This window comes from Micromonospora pisi, assembly GCF_003633685.1.
Classification (GTDB): Bacteria; Actinomycetota; Actinomycetes; order Mycobacteriales; family Micromonosporaceae; genus Micromonospora_G; species Micromonospora_G pisi.
The window spans coordinates 4,071,242-4,089,950 of the sequence record NZ_RBKT01000001.1 but is presented as its reverse complement, the minus strand read 5'-3'; the positions used below and the strand labels follow the sequence as shown (position 1 = coordinate 4,089,950).

19 protein-coding genes and 1 pseudogene are annotated in these 18,709 nt (G+C 70.8%); 10 read left to right on the top strand and 10 right to left on the bottom strand.

Annotation, left to right across the window (positions count from 1 at the left end; all coding sequences use genetic code 11):
• The first annotated feature begins 307 nt into the window (after positions 1–307).
• Complete coding sequence (locus tag BDK92_RS40825) at positions 308–1,246, top strand: hypothetical protein (protein ID WP_147457029.1); 939 nt, start codon at positions 308–310, stop codon at positions 1,244–1,246.
• Between the two features lie 95 nt (positions 1,247–1,341).
• Here the strand turns inward: BDK92_RS40825 and BDK92_RS17275 are convergent, their stop codons facing one another.
• Genes BDK92_RS17275 through BDK92_RS17260 form a run of 4 tightly spaced genes read right to left on the bottom strand, consistent with a single transcriptional unit; the run spans position 1,342 to position 6,605 of the window.
• Positions 1,342–2,568: a hypothetical protein gene (locus BDK92_RS17275; protein WP_121157640.1), complete on the bottom strand. Its 1,227-nt coding sequence runs from the start codon at positions 2,566–2,568 to the stop codon at positions 1,342–1,344.
• Positions 2,569–2,578: 10 nt separating this feature from the next.
• Entirely contained in the window at positions 2,579–3,052 is a 474-nt protein-coding gene (locus BDK92_RS17270; RefSeq protein WP_121157639.1) for a hypothetical protein, read from the bottom strand.
• On the bottom strand, positions 3,049–4,743 hold the full coding sequence (locus BDK92_RS17265; protein ID WP_121157638.1) for a GTPase: 1,695 nt from the start codon (positions 4,741–4,743) through the stop codon (positions 3,049–3,051). The genes BDK92_RS17270 and BDK92_RS17265 overlap by 4 nt, the downstream gene beginning before the upstream one ends.
• Positions 4,740–6,605: a GTPase domain-containing protein gene (locus tag BDK92_RS17260; RefSeq protein ID WP_121157637.1), complete on the bottom strand. Its 1,866-nt coding sequence runs from the start codon at positions 6,603–6,605 to the stop codon at positions 4,740–4,742. The genes BDK92_RS17265 and BDK92_RS17260 overlap by 4 nt, the downstream gene beginning before the upstream one ends.
• Positions 6,606–6,900: 295 nt before the next feature.
• On the opposite strand from BDK92_RS17260, the gene dnaK reads away from it, so the two are divergent.
• The 6 genes from dnaK to BDK92_RS17230 all read left to right on the top strand — a co-directional run bounded on the left by dnaK (position 6,901) and on the right by BDK92_RS17230 (position 13,754).
• Positions 6,901–8,790, top strand: coding sequence for a molecular chaperone DnaK (gene dnaK, locus BDK92_RS17255; RefSeq protein ID WP_121157636.1), 1,890 nt, complete (start codon positions 6,901–6,903; stop codon positions 8,788–8,790).
• Positions 8,791–8,951: 161 nt separating this feature from the next.
• On the top strand, positions 8,952–9,824 hold the full coding sequence (locus tag BDK92_RS17250) for a nucleotide exchange factor GrpE (protein ID WP_121157635.1): 873 nt from the start codon (positions 8,952–8,954) through the stop codon (positions 9,822–9,824).
• Between the two features lie 95 nt (positions 9,825–9,919).
• Positions 9,920–11,116, top strand: a complete 1,197-nt coding sequence (gene dnaJ, locus BDK92_RS17245; RefSeq protein ID WP_121157634.1) for a molecular chaperone DnaJ — start codon at positions 9,920–9,922, stop codon at positions 11,114–11,116.
• 27 nt (positions 11,117–11,143) lie between these two features.
• The gene (locus tag BDK92_RS17240) at positions 11,144–11,584 is read left to right on the top strand and encodes a heat shock protein transcriptional repressor HspR (protein WP_121162311.1); all 441 of its coding nucleotides are present in this window, start codon (positions 11,144–11,146) and stop codon (positions 11,582–11,584) included.
• Positions 11,585–11,752: 168 nt separating this feature from the next.
• Positions 11,753–12,826, top strand: a complete 1,074-nt coding sequence (locus BDK92_RS17235) for a serine hydrolase (protein ID WP_147457028.1) — start codon at positions 11,753–11,755, stop codon at positions 12,824–12,826.
• A gap of 334 nt (positions 12,827–13,160) precedes the next feature.
• Positions 13,161–13,754 carry a class I SAM-dependent methyltransferase gene (locus tag BDK92_RS17230; RefSeq protein ID WP_211349259.1) on the top strand — a complete coding sequence of 198 codons (594 nt, stop codon included), beginning with the start codon at positions 13,161–13,163 and terminating at the stop codon, positions 13,752–13,754.
• Here BDK92_RS17230 and BDK92_RS17225 read toward each other — a convergent pair.
• The 3 genes from BDK92_RS17225 to BDK92_RS38420 all read right to left on the bottom strand — a co-directional run bounded on the left by BDK92_RS17225 (position 13,751) and on the right by BDK92_RS38420 (position 14,983).
• Complete coding sequence (locus BDK92_RS17225) at positions 13,751–14,443, bottom strand: DUF6348 family protein (protein WP_121157632.1); 693 nt, start codon at positions 14,441–14,443, stop codon at positions 13,751–13,753. The genes BDK92_RS17230 and BDK92_RS17225 overlap by 4 nt on opposite strands.
• A gap of 70 nt (positions 14,444–14,513) precedes the next feature.
• Complete coding sequence (locus BDK92_RS17220; protein WP_121157631.1) at positions 14,514–14,792, bottom strand: hypothetical protein; 279 nt, start codon at positions 14,790–14,792, stop codon at positions 14,514–14,516.
• The gene (locus BDK92_RS38420; RefSeq protein ID WP_147457027.1) at positions 14,789–14,983 is read right to left on the bottom strand and encodes a hypothetical protein; all 195 of its coding nucleotides are present in this window, start codon (positions 14,981–14,983) and stop codon (positions 14,789–14,791) included. The genes BDK92_RS17220 and BDK92_RS38420 overlap by 4 nt, the downstream gene beginning before the upstream one ends.
• Positions 14,984–15,104: 121 nt before the next feature.
• Between BDK92_RS38420 and BDK92_RS40820 the strand changes: the two genes are divergently transcribed.
• The 3 genes and pseudogenes from BDK92_RS40820 (at position 15,105) to BDK92_RS17210 (ending at position 16,201) form a co-directional block, all read left to right on the top strand.
• On the top strand, positions 15,105–15,518 hold the full coding sequence (locus tag BDK92_RS40820) for a helix-turn-helix domain-containing protein (RefSeq protein ID WP_342775827.1): 414 nt from the start codon (positions 15,105–15,107) through the stop codon (positions 15,516–15,518).
• Between the two features lie 12 nt (positions 15,519–15,530).
• Positions 15,531–16,022 (top strand): annotated as a pseudogene (locus BDK92_RS40340) (DUF5753 domain-containing protein); the annotation flags it as partial.
• On the top strand, positions 16,013–16,201 hold the full coding sequence (locus tag BDK92_RS17210) for a DUF397 domain-containing protein (RefSeq protein WP_170208605.1): 189 nt from the start codon (positions 16,013–16,015) through the stop codon (positions 16,199–16,201). The pseudogene BDK92_RS40340 and the gene BDK92_RS17210, both read left to right, overlap by 10 nt.
• A gap of 59 nt (positions 16,202–16,260) precedes the next feature.
• Here BDK92_RS17210 and BDK92_RS17205 read toward each other — a convergent pair whose 3' ends face one another.
• From BDK92_RS17205 to BDK92_RS17195, 3 genes are all read right to left on the bottom strand, one after another.
• Positions 16,261–16,692: a hypothetical protein gene (locus BDK92_RS17205; protein WP_121157629.1), complete on the bottom strand. Its 432-nt coding sequence runs from the start codon at positions 16,690–16,692 to the stop codon at positions 16,261–16,263.
• A 171-nt stretch (positions 16,693–16,863) separates the two neighbouring features.
• Positions 16,864–18,075 (bottom strand): cation:proton antiporter, encoded by a 1,212-nt coding sequence (locus BDK92_RS17200; RefSeq protein WP_121157628.1) that lies wholly within the window; start codon positions 18,073–18,075, stop codon positions 16,864–16,866.
• 4 nt (positions 18,076–18,079) lie between these two features.
• The gene (locus BDK92_RS17195) at positions 18,080–18,580 is read right to left on the bottom strand and encodes a cation:proton antiporter regulatory subunit (protein ID WP_121157627.1); all 501 of its coding nucleotides are present in this window, start codon (positions 18,578–18,580) and stop codon (positions 18,080–18,082) included.
• Positions 18,581–18,709: the final 129 nt, after the last annotated feature.

Below are 18,709 nucleotides of genomic sequence, written 5' to 3'. Positions count from 1 at the left end.
CACAGGTCGGCCTTGACCAGTGATCGACAGGTGCCGGGATCGTGAAGCCCTGTCCCATTTATGACTATCGGGAGGGTCGCCGCGAAACATCGTGAATTGACACGCTGTAGGGGGCTAGCCAATAAAGCGTTACTACGTCACTGTATGTGGCGGTGCTACCGATGCGGTAGGGAGAACTTTCCCGGCCGCCCCGCCCGGTTGACGCCGCCGTACGTCGGCGCCGGCGATGTCGCATGACCTCGATGTTGCCGGTGTCGGCGTCAGGCCTCCGTCCACCAGGGCCGGAGTCAGGACGAGGAGGTCGACCGTGTCACGTCACGGCACCGATCCCGTACCTTCGCTGCCGCCACGTCACCGGCGGTCCGGCGCCAGCCCGGCCCGGCGCCGGGCCGGTGCCCACCGGGCGGAAGGACTCGCCGGACCCACCCGGCGCTACCTGTTCATCGTCACACTCCTCGCCGGCACCTCGTCCATGCCGATCATCGCCGCGATCAGTGCCGGATCGGCCACCGTCGGCGGGAACACGCCCTCGGGCACCACACCGTTCATCGCCCCGCCGTCGCAAGGGCCGATCGTCCTCGTGCCGTTGCCACCGACCGCACTCCCGGCGGACGTACCACCGGGCGCCGAGGTCTGGCTCACCCCGTCGGTGCAACGGCATCCACCGGACCCCGCCGGTCCGGGGCCGCGCGGTCCCAGCCCCAACCGACCGGCCCGCCCCGAGCCCGGCCACCCGCCGCAGCCTGCGCCACCACCGACCCGCCCACCGGTGCCGAGCCCCACCCCGACCCCCGAGCCGACCGCGCCCGGCCCCGACCCCGAGCCGACCGCTTCGAACCCCACCCCCGGGCCCACCACCCCCGGGCCCACCACGCCCGGCACGCCCGACCCCACCGTCGGCCCGACCCCGGACCCGACCGACAGTCCGAGTCCGGACCCGACGACCACTCCGGGTCCCGACCCGACGGCCAGCCCGACCGCGACACCCGTCCCCACGGCGAGTGTCTCCCCCGCCCCCGAACCGACCGAGAGCATCACCCCGGAACCGACCGCCAGCGGTACGGCCGAACCGACCGCGTCCGCCGAACCGACGGAGAGCGTGGCGCCGCCACCGACGGGGCCGGCACTGCCCACCCCCACCCCGTCGCCGGTACCGGACCCCACCGTGGGACTCGTTCCGGCGCCCCGCTCCGCCCCCATCCCGTCCGCCCGTACGGCGGCCATCGCCCCACCCCGAGCTGGCTGAGGCGGCGGTATACGGCGAGAGTCAGACACCTTCGCGCTGGTACGGGGGCGGCCCGTAAGCCGCCCCCGTACCCACATCCATCACCGGAGCGACGGTCAGGCCGGCTCCTCGCCCAACCGCTGCCGGTTCGCCTCGATCCAGGCGTCCAACGCGTCCGGGTCCTCCGGGTCGATCCCGTCGGCGAGCAACTGTGCCACCGCGGCCGTCGCCGGGCTGCGCCGCTCACCGGTGCTGTAGAGCCGGACGAACTCCGGCACCATCTCCTCGATCGCCTGGTCGGTCTGGACCGCGGCCGACGGCGGAAGGCCGCGCTGGCGGGACGCGTACGCGGCCCAGGCGCGTACCGCGCGCGGAAGCATCGCCGCGTCGTCCATGTCCAGCACCGCGCGGCGGTGCACCCAGTCGAGCAGGAAGAGACCGGCCACCGCCGGACTCCAGCGCATCGGGTCGGCGTCCGGGAAGGTCGCCGAGTGGTCCAGCACCAGGCTGAGGCAGAAGTGCAGGGAGGCCAGGTCGGCTTCGGGTACGTCCGGCAGCCCGAACCGGGCCGCCTCCGGCGAGTCGAGGAAGGCCCGTACGAGCGCGGTGCGCTGCTCCGCCGAGAGCGGCTCGGGCTCGTCCGGCACCGCCGCAAGGGCAGCCGCCGGCAACAGTGCCAACCGGGCGCCGACCAGGGCCCGGTCGGTGGCGAGCGAGCCCTCCGCCGGCAGGTCCCCGAGTCCGTCGGTGACCTCCAGATAGCGCGCCACCTCCTGACGCAGCCGGCGTGGGTCCTCCTCGCGGAACCAGGTGAGTTCGTCCTCGGTGCACATCTCGCGCACCTGACCGAGAATCCGCTCGGCCGGTCCGCCGACGAAAACGTCCTTGGCGATGCCGATGTTGTGGTCGACCAGGGCCACCACCGCGTGCTCCGGCCCGCCCGCCTCGCCGTCGTCGTACGCGAAGGTGGCCAGATAGGAGGTCTGGTCGCCGTACACGTCGCCGTAGGCGTAGCTGCCCGTGAGCCGCACCCGGCCCAACTGCTCCGACCACGGCGGCGCGATGGCGCCCCGCTTGACCGAGGCGGCGCCCTCGGCGTCCGGGACCAGGGTGGCGAAGACGTTTCGGATGGTGATCGCGGCGGCGGTGCGGCGGCGCGAGGTCGCGGCCAGGAAACCGCCCACGAATTCGCGTACGGCACCGCTGCGGTCCTCGTCGGCGATCGCGTAGATGCTGCCCAGAAGTGCCGTGCCGAGCATTTCGGCGTCGAGCGCGCAGTCCAGCTTGGTTACGTCGCGGGCAGCCTGCAGCACCGCGTCGTAGGGGGTTTGAGGCGTCGCCATGGGTTCGACCCTACGCCCGAGGCCACCTGGTGAGCATCAGCAGCGCGCTCGGCGCGAGTACGCCCAGAGCGAGCGAAACAAGGCTCGCGACCAGTCCGCCGCCGGTCAGCGCCCCGTGGTGGGCCAGATGGAAGATCAGGTGCACGGTGGAGAAGAACAGGACCCCGCCGAGCACCACCCGGGTCACCCGCCGGTCGGCGAGCCAGGCGGCGGTGAGCAGCAGCCCGCCCAGGGTCAGGAACGTCGCCCCGACGTCGGTCATCAGGTGAGCGTTGTACGGCGGGTACGCGGCGGTCCATGCCTGCCCGAGGCCGGGGAAGTGGTCGAAGAACCAGCGCGGTGCGAGTACGGCCGGCAAACCCCAGGAGAGGTGCAGCAGACCGAGCAGGATCAGCCCGGCCCGTACCAGCGGGACCGCCCGGCGGGTCAGCGGCAGCCGCCCCGCCGGCCGGATGGGCCCGTGACGCTGCCCGGCCCCGGTCAACGACCGGTGGTGGCCAGGGCCAATGCCTCGCGGGCCTGGGCGTACCGGCGCAACACCTCACGTACGGGGGTGACGACAAGCTCCCGGCCGACCTCGCTGACGGCGGTGTGCAGCCGCTCCTCCGCCCGGCCACCGGCCCGCCGCGCCGCCCAGCCGATGATCGGCTTGACCAGTAGCGCGACGACCAGACCGAGCAGCAGCCCGCCGAGCAGCATCAGGGTCGGCACCGGTGCCGACCCGACGGCCGGGTAGTCCAGCGCCGGCAGGCCGAGTGCCCGCAGGGCGTAGCCGAGGATCAGCCAGCCGAGACCGCCCAGCGCGGCCAGGATGGCCAGCCACTGCACTCCGCCGACCAGCCGCCACCAGAGCGGACGCCGGTCCAGGCCGAGGTCCGTGCTGGCCACCGCGCGGTCGAGCGCGTCCGGTAGGTCGCCGAGGCGGGACCGGGCGGCAGCGGCGACCGCCGCCGTCCACGGGTCGGGGAGCGCGGAGCCGGCCTGCTCGGAGATGGCCCGTACGGCCAGGCCGACAGCGGCCCGCTGGGCGGCGGTCGGATCGGGCAGTGAGGTGACCGGGACCGGGTTCGGCCGATCCTGTTCGTCGCGTGGGGTGCCGCCGGCACCGGGCAGGTGCAGCCGTCGGAGCGGGTCCGGACGCAGTTTCCGCCAGCCGCGTACCACCGGCCAACCGGTCGCCGTGGACGCCCGGTGCACGTACGCCGACCGGGTCGCCTCCGCCACCGCCGGCACCCCGGCCGACCCGGCGAGCGTCTCGGTGAGCCGCCGGGTGGTCCGCCGGTCGATGTCGTTCTCCCCGGCCGGTGGGCCCACCAGCGCGGCCAGGTCGCCGACGACCACGTCCACGTCAGCGGAGAGCCGGCTCAGCGCGGCCTGCCGCTCGCTGACGCTACGTTCCAGCGTGGCCCGCAGGTCGGCGATGCCGGCCTGGTTCAGGGTCGAGGTGGCCAGCACCGGCACCTGGTCGAGTTGGTCGGTGGCGAGGATCCGGCGCAGGTCGGCGACGACCCGGGGCACCTCGGCCGGGGGGAGCCGGTCGGCCTGGTTCAGCACCACCACGGTGACGTCCTGGTGCCGGTCGAAGTCGCGCAGGTAGCTGGCGTGCACCACCCGGTCGGCGTACTTCTGCGGGTCGACCACCCAGACCACCAGGTCGACCAGGCCGAGCAGCCGGTCCACCTCCGATCGGTGGGTCCGCTGCACCGAGTCGAAGTCGGGCAGGTCGAGCAGGATCAGCCCGTGCAGGGCAAGTTCGTCGTCGCCGTCCAGAGCGCTCTCCCGGACGAACCGGTGGCGGGGCAGGACGCCGACCCAGTCGAGCAGCTTGGACGCCTCGGCCAGTGGTCCCCAGACACAGGCGTGGGTGACGCCGGTGGTCGGCCGCCGGACCCCGACCGGGGACATCTCCCAGCGGGCGAGCGCGTTGAAGAGGCTCGACTTGCCGCTGCCGGTGGCCCCGGCGAGGGCGACGACGGTGTGGTCCCGGGAGAGGGCGAGCCGGGCCTCCGCCCGTTCGACCAGCGTGTGCGCGGCGCCGAGACGGCTTTCGGGCAGCAGGCCGTCGACCGCTCGCCGGAACCGTTCCACCGCTTCCAGACGGTTCAGCAGCCGGTCCGCGTCGACCAGCCGGCCGCTGTGCAGCGCGTCGCGTACCTTGCCGGCAAGGTTGCTCACCGCGCGCCCTCCGGGGCTGTCGGGTTGCCGGTGGTGGTGAGGGCGGTGGCGGCGCGGGCCTGTTCGACCGCGTTGCCCGCCTCCCGTAGCCGGATGCCGGGCTCGGCGCCGACCTCGACCGTGGCGAGCTGGGCCAGGTAACGCTCCAGCTCCTCGTCGAGCAGCCGGTCGACGAGGACCAGCAGGTCCTGCCGGGCGCGGGTGGCGAGGGTACGGATCGCCTGGTCGCCGAAGATCGCTTCGAGCACCTTCTGGGCGGCGACGGTGGTGCCGCCAGCGGTCGCCACCTCCAGGCCGGTGGGGATGAACGCGGTCGAGGCGAAGACCGCGACCATCACCGCGAGCCCCATCGCGTTCACCGCGTACGCGGCGGTCCGGGCGACGAACCGTTTGCCGCCGGCCTCGGTGCGGACGAGGTCGAGTACGCCCCGCTGCCAGTCCCGGATCAGCCGTTCGGCCCGTTCGGTGAGGTCGGCACCGGGACGGGCCAGCTCCGGGGTGAGCAGGGCGGCCCCGGACGGATGGGTCTGCCAGCCCAGGTACGCCGCCTCGGCCGCCTCGGCGGCGACCCCGCGCAGCAGTTGGACGAGCTGCGATTCGATGGCGTTCTGCAGTTGCCGGCCGGGGGCCGGGCGTCCGGTCACCGCGGCGACTATCCGGTCGCGCAGTTGCCCGACCCGCGCCTCCAGGGTGCGGAACAGCTCTCCGGTCCCGACGAACTCCTGCCAGCGGTTGAGCACCTCACCGCGGAGCAGGCGTCCGTCCTGGAGCCCGTGCTCGACCGTACGCCGGCCGCCCCGGTAGGCGGCGCTGGCCCGTTCGCCGAGGTCTTCGGCGGTGGCCGCCTGGTCGTCGGCGGCGACGGCCAGCCGGTCGACCGCGGTCCGTAGCGCGGTCAGCGCGCCGTCGAGGGTCTGGCGGACCACCGCGGACCGGGCGTCGGCGTCGGCGGCGAGCCGTCCGAACCAGGAGCGCAGTGGCTCCGTGTACCGCTCCGGCAGCAGGCCCTGCCCGTCGACCGGGGTCTCCGGCAGTACGAAGAGTGGCGCCGCGCCGAGCTCCTGTGCGGCGAGCATCTCCGCGAGGTGGTCGGCGATCTCGTCGGCGGCTTCGCGTGGCACCCGGTCCAGGACCAGGGCGATGACCGTGCCCCGCAGCCGGGCGGTACGGAGCAGTTCCCATGGGACGGCGTCGGCGTAACGGGCGGCGGTCGTCACGAAGAGCCACAGGTCGGCTGCGGCGAGAAGTTGGGTGGCGAGTGCCCGGTTCGCGTCGACCACGGAGTCGATGTCCGGTGCGTCGAGGAAGGCCAGGCCGGGTGCGAGGGCCGGGGCGGCGATCAGTTGCAGGGTGCCGGGGTCGTCGCTCGCGTCACCGGTCCGGGTGAGGCCGGGGAGCAGTTCGCCCTGGCGGAACCAGGCCAGGTCGCTCGGGTGGCAGACCAGCACCGGTGCCCGGGTGGTCGGCCGGAGCACACCGGTCGCGCTGACCCGGGCCTGGACCAGGCTGTTGACCAGGGTCGACTTGCCGGCCCCGGTGGAGCCGCCGACGACCACGAGCAGCGGGGCGTCGAGCCGGGCGAGCCGGGGCAGCAGGTAGTCGTCGAGTTGCGCGGTGACCGCCGCGCCGGTTCGCCGGGCCTCCTCCGCCGAGGGCAGGACCAGCGGGTACGCGGTGTCGCTGATCGCCGAGCGGAGATCGAGCAGCGTGGACCGGAGGTCTGGTCTTCCGGTCGGGTCGGGGGTCGGCGGAGTGGACTGGGTCTCGTCAGCGGCAGAGGAGAAAGATTCGGATATTGTGGGAGGTTTCACCACGAGGGCAGGCGCGCCGGGACCGCTCGCCGGATCGCCGTGCGTCGTCACGGGTAAAGCCTGCCTGATGTATGCAAGACAGACAACACTCGCCCCGCCCGCACCCGCACCCCCAGATCCCGTTGATCATGAAGTTGGCGCCGCTTTTGGGCGCCGGGCTGCGGTAACTTCATGATCAACGGGATCGGCGGGGAGGGTCGGACGGTCGGGTTGCGTCGATGTGACTCAACTCCGACTTGACGCTGGGCATGATCGTGGCACTATTGAGTCCGGTCCACTCAACTTGCGGTGGGTGTGCTGCGGGCGGTGCCCGTCACCTGCCTAGTAACGAAGCGAGGAAGCGAAGATGGCACGTGCGGTCGGCATCGACCTCGGCACGACGAACTCCTGCGTAAGCGTTCTCGAAGGCGGTGAGCCAACCGTCATCGCCAACGCCGAGGGCTCGCGGACGACTCCTTCGATCGTCGCGTTCGCCCGAAACGGCGAGGTGCTCGTCGGTGAGGTCGCCAAGCGTCAGGCGGTGACCAACCCGGACCGGACCATCCGGTCGGTCAAGCGGGAGGTCGGCACCAACTGGTCGGTAGACATCGACGGCAAGAAGTACACCCCGCAGGAGATCTCGGCGCGGACGCTGATGAAGCTCAAGCGGGACGCGGAGGCGTACCTGGGTGAGCGGATCACCGACGCGGTGATCACCGTCCCGGCGTACTTCAACGACGGGCAGCGGCAGGCGACCAAGGAGGCTGGCGAGATCGCCGGCTTCAACGTCCTGCGGATCGTGAACGAGCCGACCGCGGCGGCGCTCGCCTACGGGCTCGACAAGGGCTCCAAGGAGCAGACCGTCCTGGTCTTCGACCTCGGCGGCGGCACCTTCGACGTGTCGCTGCTGGAGCTGGGCGACGGCGTGATCGAGGTCAAGTCGACCAGCGGTGACAACCACCTGGGCGGCGACGACTGGGACGAGCGGATCATCGACCACCTGGTCAAGACCTTCCGTGGTCAGCACGGCGTCGACCTGGCCCAGGACAAGATGGCGATGCAGCGTCTGCGCGAGGCGGCCGAGAAGGCCAAGATCGAGCTGTCCGCCGCCACCACGACCAGCATCAACCTGCCGTACATCACCGCCGGTCCGGCGGGCAGCGACGGTGCCCCCTCGGCCCCGCTGCACCTGGACGCGACCCTCACCCGGGCCGAGTTCCAGCGCATGACGCAGGACCTGCTGGACCGCTGCAAGGGCCCGTTCGAGCAGGCGATCAAGGACGCCGGGATCAAGGTCTCCGACGTCGACCACGTCATCCTGGTCGGTGGCTCGACCCGGATGCCGGCCGTCTCCGAGCTGGTCAAGCAGCTCATCGGCCGGGACCCGAACAAGGGCGTCAACCCGGACGAGGTCGTCGCGGTCGGCGCCGCGCTCCAGGCCGGTGTGCTCAAGGGCGAGGTCAAGGACATCCTGCTGCTCGACGTGACCCCGCTCAGCCTGGGCATCGAGACCAAGGGTGGCATCTTCACCAAGCTGATCGAGCGCAACACCGCCATTCCGACCAAGCGTTCCGAGGTCTTCACCACGGCTGACGACAACCAGCCGTCGGTGCTGATCCAGGTCTTCCAGGGCGAGCGCGAGATCGCGGCGTACAACAAGAAGCTCGGTACCTTCGAGCTGACCGGGCTGCCGCCGGCGCCGCGCGGGGTGCCGCAGGTCGAGGTCACCTTCGACATCGACGCCAACGGCATCGTCCACGTCAACGCCAAGGACCTGGGCACCGGCAAGGAGCAGTCGATGACGATCACCGGCGGCTCGGCGCTGCCGAAGGACGACATCGAGCGGATGATGCGCGACGCGCAGGACCACGCCGACGACGACAAGCGTCGTCGCGAGGAGGCGGAGACCCGCAACGTCGCCGAGCAGCTCCAGTGGCAGACCGAGAAGTTCCTGGCCGAAAGCGGTGACAAGCTTCCGGCGGAGTCCCGCGACCAGATCAGCGAGGCCCTCGGCGAGCTGCGTGGCGCCCTCGGCGGCAACGACCTGGAGGCGATCAAGTCGGCGCACGAGAAGCTGGCCACGGTCTCCCAGCAGGCGGGTTCGCTGCTCTACTCCCAGCAGGCGGAGCAGGGCGAGCAGCCGGGCGCCGCGGGTGCCGGTGCCGGCGCGACCGGTGCCGGCCCGACCGGCAAGCCGGCCGGCGGTGCCGACGACGTCGTGGACGCGGAGATCGTCGACGAGGACGACAAGAAGTGACCCGTCGCCACCAGACCGGCCCGGTCGCCGTCGGGCGACCGGGACCGGGGCTGCCTTCGACTCCGTCCGGTTCGAGGTAGTCGCGTGGCCGAACAGCGCAAGGGAATCGGCGCGCACGGTCCGGTGGACCGTGGCGCGGCCGAGCGGAGCGAGGAGAAGCCATGACGGAGAAGCCACAAGCCGCCGACCCGGAGACCACCGGGTCGGCGCCGGGTGGCTCCGGCCCGGGTGAGGAGCAGGCCGGCGAGCGGGTCGTCATCCGGAACAATCGGAAGATCACCCACCCCGACGGTGACAGCGGTCCGGCAGCCGGCGCGACCGCCGACGAGCCCGGCCCCGTCGACACCGGGGAATCGGCCGACGAGGCCGATCTGGTCAACCCGGACGACCTGGCCGCTGACGACGAGTCGACGGACGAGTCGGAACGGTCGGACACCCCGGTCCTGGACGAGCTGGTCGAGGAGGCCGAGGTCGAGGTCGAACTCGCCGACGGCAAGGCACGCGGGCCCAAGCTGGACCAACCGAGCGGCCCCGAGGGCGCCGTGGTGGACGCGCCGGCCAAGCCGGTGAGCGGCGCCCCGGCCGAGGCGGCCCCGCTCGGTGCCGAACTGGAGGCGCTCCGGGCCGAGCTGGACGAGCGGACCAAGGATCTCCAGCGGGTCTCCGCGGAGTACGCCAACTACCGCAAGCGGGTCGACCGGGACCGGGGCGTGGCGGCTGAACAGACCATGGGCTCGGTGCTGACGGCGCTGCTGCCCGTACTGGACGACCTGGACCGGGCACGTGAGCACGGCGACCTGGTCGGACCGTTCGGCTCCGTCGCCGACCAGCTCAACGGGGCGTTGACCCGGTTCGGCCTGACCGCGTTCGGTGAGAAGGGCGACCCGTTCGACCCGACCCGGCACGAGGCGGTGGCGCATCAGACCTCGGCCGAGGTCACCGAGCCCACCTGCGTCGAGGTGATGCGCCGGGGATACCAGCTCGGTGAACGGCTGCTGCGGCCCGCACTTGTGGCCGTCGCAGACCCGGAGTAGTTGAATTCGACTGTCATGATCGGGGCGCACCGGAGCCGTCACACGGCGGGTGGGGTACGCCCCGATCACGACACCAGGGAGGGGGTGGACGACTGATGAGTTCCAAGGACTGGCTGGAGAAGGACTTCTACGCCGTACTGGGTGTGGGCAAGTCCGCCTCCTCCGACGAAATCAAGAAGGTGTACCGGAAGCTGGCCCGGGAGTCGCACCCGGACCACAACCCGGGGGACCCGCAGGCCGAGGAGCGGTTCAAGGCCGTCTCCGAGGCGTACCACGTTCTCTCCGACGAGCGGAAGCGCCGCGAGTACGACGAGATGCGGTCGCTCTTCGGCTCGGGCGCGTTCCGGCGCAACGCCCGCGCCGGTGGTCAGCCCGGCCCGGGCGGTTACCCGTTCGACGTCTCCGACCTGTTCGGTAACGCCGGTCAGGCCGGCGGTGCCGGTGACCGCCGGTTCGGCGGTGCCGGTTTCTCCGACCTGTTCAGCTCGATCTTCTCGGGCGGTGGCGCCGCCGCACCCGGTGCCCGTGGCCCGGCGCGCGGGCGTGACGTCGAGGCCGAGGTGGCGCTCGACTTCAACGACGCCGTACGCGGGGTGACCCTGCCGCTCACCCTGCGGGCGCCCGGTGTCTGCGACACCTGCCACGGTGACGGCGCCAAGCCCGGCACCCAGCCGCGTGCCTGCCCGCAGTGTCACGGCGCCGGCGTGGTCACCCGCAACCAGGGGTCGTTCAGCTTCTCCGAGCCGTGCCGGGAGTGCCAGGGCGTCGGCACGGTGGTGGAGGAGAAGTGCCCGGAGTGCCTCGGCACCGGCGGGGTGACCAAGACCCGCACCCTCAACGTACGGTTCCCGGCCGGGGTCGCTGACGGTCAGCGGATCCGGCTCGCCGGCCGGGGTGAACCGGGCGAGCGCGGCGGTCTGGCCGGCGACCTGTACGTCCTGGTCAAGGTCCGTGGCGACGACCTCTTCGGGCGCAGCGGCGACGACCTGACCCTGACCGTGCCGATCACCTTCGCTGAGGCGGCGCTCGGCACCGACCTGCGGCTGCCGACCATGGACGGTGCGGTGACCCTGCGGGTGCCACCCGGCACGCCGAGCGGCCGGATCCTGCGGGCGCGGGGTAAGGGCGTGGTCCGCCGCGATGGACAGCAGGGTGACCTGTTGGTGACCGTGGAGGTGATGGTGCCGTCGCAGCTCTCCCCGGAGGCGCGCGAGGCACTGGAAATGTTCGCCAAGCAGAGTCCGGCGGCCGCGCGGGAACATCTTGACGCCCGGGTGCGTCGGGTTAGTTAGTGGTGACGGAAGCGGAGGTGAGTGGCGATGCCTGAAGAGATCATCATCTCGGTCGAGCAGTCGTCCGATGCCAAGGTGCTGATGATTTCGGTGGCGGCCCGGATGGCGGGGATGCACCCACAGACCCTCCGCCAGTACGACCGGATGGGCCTGGTCCAGCCGGGTCGGGCGGCCGGTGGCGGGCGGCGGTACAGCGCCCGCGATGTCGCCCTGCTCCGTGAGGTGCAGCGGCTCAGCCAGGACGACGGGGTGAACCTCGCCGGCATCAAGCGGATCATCGGGCTGGAACAGCTCGTCGACGAGTTGCAGCAGCGGATGGAACAGCTCGAGAGCGAGTTGGAGCACGCGTACCGCCGGGTTGCGGAACTGGAGGCGGCGGCTGCCGCCGGTCCGTTCCCGCGCCGCGACCTGGTGCCGACCAACCAGGTGTCGACAGCCCTCGTCGTCTGGCGCCCACGCCGCCCGTAATCCGTCCGACGAAAGACCCGAACGCCCCGCATTCCCGCCCGGGATGCGGGGCGTTGGCCTAGTTTGGGACTGCCGGTTCGGGTCGGGATTCACGGGGGGTCCCGATCCGGACCGGGTCAGCGGGAGGCGGCCGGGCCCGGCCGAACGATGATCCGTAAGGTCGTTGGTGTGATCTTGCGATTCGATGTCCGGGCGCGGGGCGGGTTCCACCAGCCGGACAGCCGGCGAGTGCCGGATCGCCGGGCGGCCTGGTCACGCCGGCCCCTGACGGCCATGGTCGGCCTGATGCTGGCGGTGCTCCCGGTCGCGGGCTGTGGCGGCGGCGACGATGCTGCCGCTGGTGGGGGCGATGCCGCCGCTGCCGGAGGCGCGGTCGCCGGGTGGGGCTCAGCGGCGGGTACGACCGGCGTCCCCAGCCCGGCACCGGGTCCCGGCGGTGCGAGCGCATCCCCCTCCGGACCTGCCGGTTGTCGTCCCGTCAACGGTTGGGACTGCACCTGGCAGAAGCGGTTCGCCACGGTCAGCGAACTGGTGGGAAAGAAGCCCGGCTCGCTCGGGGTCGAGCTGCGGGACCGGCGGACCGGTGCGGTGTGGCGGGTCGGTGCGACCACACATTTGTACTGGACCGGGTCGACCATCAAGCTCGCCATGGTCACCAGCGTGCTGGAACGCGCACGTGCGGGCGAGGTGACGCTCACCGACGCTGACCGGAAGAACATCGCCGACATGCTGGCGTTCTCGTCGGACGAGGCGGCCGACGAGATCTGGAACAAGTTCGGTCGGGACACCATGGTCGGCCGGTTCACCAGCCGGTACGGGATGTCGAAGCTCGCTTTCGCCGGGTCCGCCCGGTACTGGGGGTTCATGAAGTGCACGCCGGCCGATCTGGCGGCGCTGATGTCGTACGTGCTGAAGACGCTTGACCCGAAGGACCGGTCGTACCTGGTCGGCGCGATGCGGGACACCGACCCGATCCAGCACTGGGGAGTGTGGGCCGCCGGTGCCAACCAGCAGCCGGGCAACAAGAATGGCTGGTCGGTCGAGACCGACAACGGCAAGGATCATTGGCTTACCAGTTCGGTCGGCTTCGTCGGCCCGGACCAGCGCTATGTCCTGGCGATGATGTACGACATGCCGGCGGGCCAGGACTCCCTGAAGCTCGGTGGGCAGACGCTCAGCGACATCGCGGCGGTGCTGTTCGGGGCGAAGACACCAGCCCAGGTCGTGGTACGCCCGAGCTGACGCTGCCAACGGGCTACTGCCCTGACCACAAATGCTCGCGGTGTGGGTGACGTGCCGCTCTGAGTGTAGGTCGGGCGGCGCGCCCGCATCCTCAGCGAACGCCAACGACGCTGGCGCCAGGCCGACACCCGAGCAGCGTGACCCCAACACCACAAACGTTCGTTATTAGGGCACTAGGGCGTGTCTCGAAGTACTTGCCCCGGTTCGCTGCCCGCGACGACCGGGATAGCTGCTTCGGGACGCTCGACTGCGCGGGCCACCTCACTGCTGTGCCGGGCCGGGAAGGCCGGCCGCCTCGACGTGCTTCAATGGCGACCGGGGAGGTGGGAACTATATGACGAACTACGCCCGCATGTACCGCTGGGGAATCACCCCTTGGGAGGGTTACGGAAGGGCCGCCGCTGGCAGCATCGCCACGCTGCTGGACCAGGAGGAGGTCGAGCGCTCGCGCCCACTGGGTCGGGCGCTCGACGTCGGTTGCGGCCGGGGCCAGTACACTCCCGAGCTTGCTCGCCGGGGCTGGGAGGCCACGGGCATCGACTACGTACCGGCCGCGATCGAAGCGGCCCGCAGCAAGGACGTCGACGGCGTGACCTACGTCGTGGCGGACGCGACCAACCTGGGCGGGGCCGGTCTAGGGACGTTTGACTTCTTCTTCGACGTCGGCTGCTTCCAGGGCTTCGACGCCAATCAGCGACAGGCGGTGGGACGGGGCATCACGGCGATCGCCAACCCCGGGGCCACGCTGCTGATGTTGGCCTTCGGCCCGACCTGGTTCCGAGCGCTGGCGGGTGGTGTCTCGCAGGACGAGGTGAGAGCGGCCTTCCCGGGCTGGACGCTGCTCGCTGTCGACCCGGCGCCGACCGGGGGGCTCGGCTGGCCGATGAACAGGACCTCTCCGCGCTGGTACCGGCTTCGTCGGTCCTAGTCGGGGCCTACCAGGAGGACGAAGGTGCGTGCCAGGCCGAAACGGTCGGTGCGCGGCCAGTCCAGGGCAGCGAGCGCCGCAGCGGATGGTTCGTGCCGCTGGCCGTTGATCCGGACCTCGCACTCGGTGAAGTCACCACCCTGGCCGACGAGCATGCGAACGCCATTGAGATATGGGCGGTCGAGCCCGGCCGTGATCACAGGCGCCAGGGTCGACCACGGCATCGCCTCGGCGAACCACTCCTGCTTGCCCTGCGATCCGTCGACGGACCACCCGGTCACATTGCTGACGATCGCGTGCCAGCCGGCGAATCCGCCCTGGTCGCCGGAGCTGAAGTGGTTTGCCAGTCGCCCTTGCTGCTCAATCATCTCCAGGACCGTCACCAGGCAGGTCTCAATCCACGCCTGGATCGCCTGACGGGCGGCCTCGACCGGATCGGCCGCGAGGCCAAGGGTGCAGTCGACGACCGTTGGCGCGTCCGGCCGGTCCACATTCAGCAGGATCTCCAGGTCCAGGTGGCGGTAATCGTCGCTGTCCGCCGGAAGAACCCGGACGCCCAACGATCCCGACCGCAGCATCGGCCCGTCGGTTAGCTGCCACTCGCCACCCACCTCGGCAAGCATCGGCGCGGCAAGCTCCAGCACACGTTCGGCAGGGAGTGGCTGTGGCAGCGGCCGTGGGTCGATCATGGTGGCTCAGCGTACCGGCAACGCTGGGTGCCGTGAGCCGAGCAAACCTGTGCAGTTTGTGGTCAAGGTACTACTCGTGGCGTCGTACGGGCACCCAGCCGAGGAACCGTTCGTAGAGGACGCGGGAGTCTGGTGGGGCACCCAGTTCGGGATCGATGGTGTGCAGGTCGCCGAGCGCCTCGACGTAGTGGGTGGCGAGGAACAGGGTCAGGGCGAGGGTCCTGCCGCGAAATTCGGCGGTGAGGTGGAGCCGGGCGTCGGCGCACGGCCACGGGTAGGCGTCGATCCGGCAGACCCAGAGCGGGCGTAGCGGCTGGTGCGACGCGGGGGCGGGCGGTGGCTCGTTCATGCCCGGTCACCGCGGTGGCGGTTCACCCGGTATCCAGTGCGTTGACCCAGGGTCAGCGTCATCGGCATGTACACGCGGGTCGGCCCGGTGGCCCAGGCCGGCGGCGGGGTTTCCCTCGTGGACGGGGGCGGCGGAGTCGGGTCGGTGGAGACGAAGCGGAGTCGGTTCCACCAGCGCTGGACGAGAAACATCGCACCTCCTCGGCGTCAGGTGGGGCCGCCCCGGTCAGACGGGGACGGAGCGCGGGACGGCCCCCAGTTCCGCCCGTCCACGTCCGGTCGTTTGCGCCGGGAGGGTCCGAGCGGTTCCTTGATGACACTGTGGTGCGAAAGCCCTTACTGTCGGAACAGCACAACCCGCTTCGTGGACGAACCAGCACCGCGAGTGATGGTCGATCGGCAAATCCCGAAATCGTGGAGAGGTGTGGCAGGCGTGGGAATTTCTCCCTCGGAATTTTTGGTCCGTGAAATCAGGCGCCGTCGGGTCGCCGCCAACATGAACCAGGTCGCGTTGGGAAAGCGGACTTTCTGTTCGGATTCGCACATCAGCAACATCGAGCAGGGAAGGGCGACGCCCGACGAGAAGTTCCTGAGGTTGCTGGACGAGGCGCTCGAAACCGGCGGCTTCTTCGTCAACCTCTGGGAGGAGTTGGTCCGGGACGCCGCCTCGCCGGTCTGGCTCCGCGAATGGCTGGAATACGAGCGCGACGCACTCACCCTGCGCTAGTACGAACCCGCCTTCGTGCCCGGCCTGTTGCAGACCGAGGCGTACGCGCGGGCGCTGTTCCGGACCGGCGGTCTCTCCGGTGCCCGGCTCGACGAGAAGGTGGCCGAGCGGATGTCGCGACAGGCGATTCTCGACCGGGAGAACCCGCCGGAGATGTTCCTGGTGCTGGACGAGATGGTGCTGCGCCGGATCTGCGGCGGCCATGACGTGATGAGCCACCAGATCGAGCATCTGCTCGCCCAGATGGAGCGACCCAACATCCACGTCAGCGTGATCCCGGTCGACCACGGCATCTACCCCGGACTACAGGGCGGTTTCATCATCGCCGACCTGTCGAACGGGACGCGGGCCGGTTACATCGACAACCAGCTCGACGCGCAGGTCTTCGAGCGCCAGGTGGACGTTGCTAGGCTCAATGTGCGGTGGGACGGCCTGACCAGCGAGGCTCTCCCCGGCAGGCAGACGCTGGACGTGGTGAGGGAAGTGGCAAAGACATGGATGTGACCGGCGCCCGGTGGCGGAAGTCGACCAGGTCGGGCACGAACGGCGGCGCGTGTGTCGAGGTTGCCGACAACCTGCCCGGCCGGGTGTTGGTGCGGGACAGCAAGGACCGCGACGGCGGCATGCTGGCCTTCGGCCCGGCCACGTGGCGGGCGTTCGTGGCGCTCACGAAACAACACTGAACGAAAGCTTGACGCGCCCCGTACCGGGACCGGTGCGGGGCGTTGTCTGTGCGTTGCTCTCAGCCGAGGCGGCGGCCCTGGCGGACCAGGCCACCCTCGCACCACTCGTGGTAGTTGAAGAGTTCCGGCCTGGCCAGCAGGACCCGACTGTTGTGCGCCCAGACCAGCATCGGCTCGTCGCCGGTCTGCTCGGCCTGCTCGACGAGCTTGCGCAGCCGCCGCTTCGGGTGGGCCCGGAACTTGGTCCGGATCCCGTCGGCGGCGTAGATGTAGAGGCAGTGCAGCGCGAACCGGCGGGCCGGGCAGGAGCGGTCCATCGCCAGTTCGAAGAGGGTGGTGATGAGCCGGTCACCGGAGACCAGCAGGTCCCAGTCCTGTGGCATGGATTGCAGCGGCACCGAGTCCGGTTGGTAGGCCCAGGCGCGCAACTCTGCCGGAGACGGGTCCACCGGGTTGGAGAAGCCTTGGAACGCGGTCTCTTGCACGCTCACCCGGCGACCTTCCGCTCGCGAGCACGGGACACCCGAGGCATCCCGTGCACACCACTAACCTGCTGCGGCGACACCGTAGCGTGTCGCCGCCGATCTGGGGAAGAACCCTGACGTGCCATTTCATCAAGCCGTTACGTCAAAAGTACGGAGAGTCCCCCGTACCGGGGCGATTCAGTCCGCAACGGGTGCCGGACTCATCGCAGCCGACTGTGCCTTGCGGCGCAGCCAGTCCTTGAACCAGCGCATGTCCGGCAGCCGGGCCAGCATCGGTCCGGTGACCACGGTGATCAGGACGTACGCCGTCGCGAGCGGGGCCAGTTGCGGTTCCATCGCCACGCCGGCCGAGGTGACCGCCAACCCGGCGATGACGATGGAGAACTCGCCGCGGGGCACCAGCGCGAGTCCCGTACGCCAACGGCCCGGTAGGGCGATCCCGACCCGACGAGCGGCCAGATAGCCGGTGAGCACCTTGGTGCCCATGGTCACGATCGCCAGGCCCAGTGCCGGAAGCAGCACCGGCGGCATGTCGGCCGGATCGGTGGCGAGCCCGAAGAAGACGAAGAAGACCGCGGCGAAGAGGTCCCGCAGCGGCGAGAGCAGTTGGGTCGCGTGGTGCGCCACCGGCCCGGAGAGCGCGATGCCGACGAGGAACGCGCCAACTGCCGCCGAGACCTTCAGCCCGGCCGCCAGTCCGGCCACGAGCAGGGTCAACCCGAGTACGCCGAGCAGCAGCGCCTCCGGGTCCTGGGGCGCGAACATGCGCGAGATGATGTGCCCGTACCGGATGGCCACCACCAGCACCACGACGACGGTGGCGACCGCGATCACCAGTGCCTGGGCGCCGCCGAGCAGCCCGATCCCGGCCAGTAGCGCGGTGACCAGCGGCAGGTAGAGCGCCATCGCGAGGTCTTCGATGACCAGGATCGAGAGGATCACCGGGGTTTCCCGGTTACCGAGCCGGCCGAGGTCGGCCAGGACCTTGGCGATCACGCCGGACGAGGAGACCCAGGTGATGCCGGCGAGCACCACGGCGGCGAGCCAGCCCCAGCCGAGCAGGAGCGCGAAGGCCGCTCCGGGCAGTGCGTTGAGCAACCCGTCGATCAGTCCGGCCGGGGCGGCGGCACGCAGGTTGCCGACGAGTTCGCTGGCGGTGTACTCCAGCCCCAGCATGACCAGCAGCAGGATCACGCCGATCTCGGCGCCGACGGCGAAGAACTCCTCGCTGGCCGAGAGGGGCACGATGCCGCCGTGGCCGAAGGCCAGGCCGGCGAGGAGGTAGAGCGGGATCGGAGAGAGACCGATCCGCCGGCTGAGTCGGCCGAGCAGGCCGAGCCCGAGCAGCAGTGCGCCGACTTCGATGAGCAGGACGGTCTGATCGTGCATCCGCTCAGCCGTCCGGATCGCCGTCGGCGAGGATCGCGGTGACGCCGTCGAGACCCTTGCGGGTGCCGACCACGACCACCACATCGCCAGCTTCGAAGCGGAATGCGGGGTCCGGGGAGGCGATGACCTCACGCTCGCGCAGCACTGCCACGATCGAGGCGCTGGTCCGGGTGCGAGCCTTGGTGTCGCCCAGTCGCCGTCCGACGAACGGTGACCCCGCCGGAATGGAGATCTGCTCGGTGAGCAGGCCGGCGGCCTGCTGGCGCAGTCCGGAGAGCTGACCCAGCATCAGCGAGGCGCCGAGGATGTCGGCCAGCGCCTCCGCCTCGTCGTCGGTCAGCGGGATGTCCGCGGTGCAGGCATCGGGGTCGTCCCGGTCGTAGAAGACCAGGTCACGTCGGCCACTGCGGTGGGTGACCACACCTAACCGGCGCCCGGACGTGGTCACCATGTCGTGACGTACGCCGATCCCGGGTAGGGCGGTCTGTTCTACGCGTACTCGCACGGGCGCAACGGTACCGTGTGCCGGCTCACGTGCCGCAGGAGCAGGGGAGTGCTGATCACAGGCGGTAGGGGCCCAGTGGAGCGGGACGAGAAGTGATCGCCATCACAGCGTAGAGTTGAGCGGAATAGA